Source organism: Bacteroidia bacterium (genome assembly GCA_025056095.1).
GTDB lineage: Bacteria > Bacteroidota > Bacteroidia > JANWVE01 > JANWVE01 > JANWVE01.
In genome coordinates this window covers 1-4535 of record JANWVW010000227.1, presented here as the reverse complement: position 1 = coordinate 4535, position 4535 = coordinate 1, and the positions used below count along the sequence as shown (strand labels likewise).

At 38.7% G+C, this 4535-nt stretch carries 7 protein-coding genes; all 7 read right to left on the bottom strand.

Annotated elements, in window-relative coordinates; translation table 11 throughout:
• Window positions 1-141: 141 nt before the first annotated feature.
• Complete coding sequence (locus tag NZ519_12450) at window positions 142-501, bottom strand: hypothetical protein (GenBank protein MCS7029565.1); 360 nt, start codon at window positions 499-501, stop codon at window positions 142-144.
• Window positions 502-503: 2 nt separating this feature from the next.
• Window positions 504-944, bottom strand: coding sequence for a transcriptional repressor (locus tag NZ519_12445; GenBank protein ID MCS7029564.1), 441 nt, complete (start codon window positions 942-944; stop codon window positions 504-506).
• 2 nt (window positions 945-946) lie between these two features.
• Window positions 947-1429 (bottom strand): NADH-quinone oxidoreductase subunit NuoB, encoded by a 483-nt coding sequence (nuoB, locus tag NZ519_12440; GenBank protein ID MCS7029563.1) that lies wholly within the window; start codon window positions 1427-1429, stop codon window positions 947-949.
• Between the two features lie 11 nt (window positions 1430-1440).
• Window positions 1441-1929, bottom strand: a complete 489-nt coding sequence (locus NZ519_12435) for a DinB family protein (GenBank protein MCS7029562.1) — start codon at window positions 1927-1929, stop codon at window positions 1441-1443.
• Between the two features lie 18 nt (window positions 1930-1947).
• Complete coding sequence (gene ftsA / locus NZ519_12430; protein MCS7029561.1) at window positions 1948-3279, bottom strand: cell division protein FtsA; 1332 nt, start codon at window positions 3277-3279, stop codon at window positions 1948-1950.
• A gap of 13 nt (window positions 3280-3292) precedes the next feature.
• Complete coding sequence (locus NZ519_12425) at window positions 3293-4138, bottom strand: hypothetical protein (GenBank protein MCS7029560.1); 846 nt, start codon at window positions 4136-4138, stop codon at window positions 3293-3295.
• A gap of 175 nt (window positions 4139-4313) precedes the next feature.
• Window positions 4314-4535 (bottom strand): hypothetical protein (locus NZ519_12420; GenBank protein MCS7029559.1); only part of this gene is annotated, 222 nt, incomplete at its 5' end.

The following is a 4535-nucleotide window of genomic DNA, read 5'->3' as shown; positions in this document are numbered from 1 at the left end:
AAGCGTTAGCGAAGTACCGAAGCGAAGCGCAGTGCGGAATGCCCCGACCCTTGCGTTAGCAAGGGGCACGCCCAAAACAAAACCTTTACAAAAACTACTTATCAGAATTGACTTAAAATATGCCGGAACTACACTTAATACCTAGTTTTGATTTTTGTCCTCTAAGCGGTAACAAGGAATACAAAAAGTCTGCTGGTCGTAAGTTTCAATCCACAATGCTGCTCTATGCCCACTGCGGTAGAATTTGTAGTTTTTAATTTTTTTCAAGGGAATAATGTACTTACATCCAAAGATATTGAAAGGATTTCTTGCATATAGGTTTTTAGTATCCTTATAGATGACATAAAAGTTTTTTGCATATAAAAAATAGCTTGTAGCCATGATAAGCAAGAAAACCCAAAAGGCTGTTATACTTTGTGTTCCCAAGCCAATCAGTGTGGGCGGAAGAAAGACCCACAACACATAAACATACAGAGGTAAAGCCCGGCTAATGCGTTTCATTCCTATACCATTTGTTGAGATTTAATACAAGTGGCGCACGTACCTTGCAAAACAACTGAAATTTCATCTATTTGAGTGCTATTGAGTAAGTAGTTAGGGATTTCTATTTCAAATTCGTCTATACATCGGGTTTCTTTACAGATTTTACATACAAAATGAGCATGGTTGTGCAGCTTGCTACGTAATTTTTGTGTAGAATAGCTTTCGTGTCTGCACAAGGCAAAAACTGCAACACCATCAGGGTTAAGTATTTTATGAATAAGGTCTTTTTCCAAAAAGGTAGATAGGGTTCGGTAGAGGGTTACTCTATCATAGTTTTTGAGCATAGTTTCTAGATCACTGTGTGAGAGCGCTTTTTGAGATTGAAAGAACACAGATAGGACGGCTTTACGAGTTTCTGTAAGGCGTAGCCCTGCTTTTTTTAAGGTTTCTTCTACATTCATATTCAGTCTTGTAATACAGAGTGGAGAGTTTTTACTCTATTTTGTATCGTTTGTAGGGCGTGTATCAATACTTCTGGGCGCGGAGGGCATCCAGGAACGTACACATCTACGGGTAAAAAGTTGTCAATACCTTGCACTACACCATATACGCGATGCATTCCACCTGTGGAGGCACAAGCCCCCATAGCTATACACCATTTAGGATCGGGCATTTGGTCCCAAATTCGTTTTATAGCATGTGCCATTTTGTAAGTACACCATCCTGCTACAATCATCAAATCACTTTGGCGAGGACTAAAACGAAATACCTCACTGCCAAAACGGGCGGCATCATACTTAGGTCCTGCAAAAGCCATCATTTCAATGGCACAACAAGCTAAACCCATGGGCATAGGCCACAATGAATTTGCCCTTGCCCAATTGGTTAATTTATCTACGGTAGTGGTTAAAAAACCAACCTGCGCTAACGTTTTCTCTAATCCCATACGATTTAAGTTTATTTTTCTCTTAAATAAAAAATGTAATTCGTAGAAACAGGTACTACATCAAAGCTCCTGATTATCCAAGCTATTTGCCCTATGTGGTAAGTGGCATGGTCAAAAATGTGCAGCAGGGCATCTGAATAAGTGTTTGTAATTAACTTACCACTATGAGTATAATAAGAGAATGTACCTGAAAGTTCCTGTTCAGTTAAACTTTGTAATTTCTGTATAAACTGTTGAGTAACTTGTAGCCAAGTTTCTATTGCCGTGTTTGTGTTTTCAAAATACTCATATTTAGGGAATTTTTCCATTTGATTGTTCATGCGGGCAAGCCACAGGCTATCCGCACTAACTACATGTCCGACCAAGTGAGATAGGCTTGCAAAGCTTCCTTTAAGGGTTTGTAGAAAGCGTAAGTTATCTATTTGCTCTATATTTTGGCACGTTTTTTTTACTCTCCATTGATGATATTGCAACCAATTTTGTAAGGTACTTTTGTCCATACAGTAAAGATTTTTTAATTATTCAATGTTAGTGTTTTTGAAAGAGTCTGTGATAACTTCTTTGGTACGTGAAAATATCTCTGAAAGCCAAGCTTTGGTACGTTTTTTTTCTATTTTGTTGAGTTCTTTTTGGTGTGAGATAGGAGTAGATTCTTCGGTTTCTTGCTGTCCTTGTTCTTCCATTTCCATACTTTCCTCTAATTTGAAGCCCTCTAAAATCAGTCCAATAGCTGTAGAGTAGATAGGACTAGAAGCTTCTTCAGCTAGTCCACCAGCCAAGTGTTGAGAAGGGTTGCCTAGTCTGCAGTCTAATCCTGTGGTATACTCAAATAAGCTTTTGATATCGCGCAGCATTGAACCTCCGCCTGTTAGTACCATTCCGCCCACAATGTCGCTTTTCTTAAATCCATTTTCATATAAGTCTCTCATTATGAAAGTAATCACTTCTTGCAGTCTTGCACTAATAATTTCTGCCAACATATAGCGAGAAATTTCTTTGGGAGGTCTACCTTGTAAGCCTGGGATAGTAACTATTTCATTGTGTTTTACGGTCATAGGTAGTGCAGAACCGAAACGCACTTTTAACACTTCGGCTTGGTTTTGCATAATAGAGCAGCCTTCGCGAATATCACTAGTAATGATATTTCCGCCAAAGGGGATAATATGAGTATGACGAATGACATTGTCTTTGTAAAAGACCACATCTGTGGTTCCTCCGCCAATATCTATCAATACTGTGCCTGCTTCCTTTTCTTCCTCAGAAAGAACCGCAGCGCTGGAAGCAATAGGTTCTAAAAAGATATTTTCAGCGTGTAGTCCCGCGCGTTGTACACAACGAAGTATATTTTGTACCGCAGAAGTCTTACCCACTACAATGTGAAAGTTACCTGCTAATCTTACTCCTGACATGCCCACAGGATCCATCACATTGCGGTGATTATCTACTTCATATTCTTGGGGTAGTACATGAATAATTTGTTCGCCAGGTTGTAATGCCACACGGAACATGTCTTCATACAAACGTTTGACATCCTCTTTTGTAATTTCATGGGGCGAATCAGGAAAAGTAATGATACCATGATTGTTAAAACTACGAATATGTTCACCTGCTATACCTACATACACGGTTTGAATATCTACAGCAGATTGAATTCTTGCTGCATCTACCGCATTTCGGATAGCTTTTGTGGTTTTATCAATATTGACCACAGAGCCACGCTCTATAGCTCCCCTTGATTCAGATTTGCCTATACCTAAAACATCAATTTTGCCGTGTATGTTTTTGCGTGCTACTACGGCACAAATTTTTGTAGTCCCAAAGTCTAATCCAACAAGGATTTTATCGTTCATGGGTATTTTCGTTTTATGGTTTAGTTTCTGTTTTTTTCTCGCACACGATTTGACGGGGGTACTTTACCGTAATACTACGATATTGTTCCCAACCGTAACTTCGTAATGCGGTTTGATAAAAACTTTTCAAATTTAGTAATTTTTGTTCAACATCTATCATTGGATAGCCAAAAATTATTTTGGCATCCCCAACTAAAGTATATAGCTCACACTCTCCCGAAGGTAATACGTGTATTTGTGTAATCTGTGCCATGTAAAAAGGGTCTTTTAACATCGCTCTCAATAGAGGAACTAATTGAGTCAATTTTTCAGAGCATATTTTATGAGTATTTTGAATAGGCTTAACAATTTCATTTCTGTTCTGCTCTTCAATTCCTAGCAGTTCATTCGGACTTGCTTCATGATATTTTTCAGAAATACTTCCCGTAATTAAAGGAACTCTTGCTGTATAATGGGAAGATAAAGGCAATTTATAGAACTCTTCATCTATGTAGTAGCTATCTTTTTCTCCAATTACACGTGCGATGGGGACGCGTTGCACTATATTAACTTTAATTTTTCCGTTCATGTCTATATAGACATGTGCTTTTTTTACATAGGGATGGGCATATAAACGCTGCTCTAATAGCTCTACGTCAATATTAGCCAAGCTATGTCCCGTAATTACTTGTTCATCGTTGTTACTCAATAGGTGTTCTACTTGCTTGGGAGTAATAAAATTATGCTCGGGCAAAGACTGAATATTCACTTCAATCCCTGTACATATTTCAGAAGCATTTTTAGACTGCGCATACCTGACCAATAGAATTAAAACAAATACACTCAAAAAATACAACAAGGCATTTTTCCAATGCAACATATCGTATGCAATCGCAAAACTAATAAAGTTTATCCAAAATGCAAGCAATTTTGTCAATCATAAAGCCTTGCTCTGAAAGTAGCAAAGAATTAAGTGTTTTCAATATCAGGAATCTTTTAGCTGTAAAATATAAGCCTTGTACTTTTTAGTTCGTAATTTTTGGGCGTGCCCCTTGCTAACGCAAGGGTCGGGGCATTCCGCACTGCGCTTTCGCTTCGGTACTTCGCTGCGCTTCGTACTGCCTAACGGCATGCTCCATGCCCCTCACGCAGATGACCTGCGCCATTATGTCTTCACCTTGTTTAAGCTTGAAGTACAAGTACTTACAAGCTAAAACTTTGCATAAGACGCAGAGAAATGGATTTTTCAGAGATCCTTTGCGTGAGGCATGCGGAGG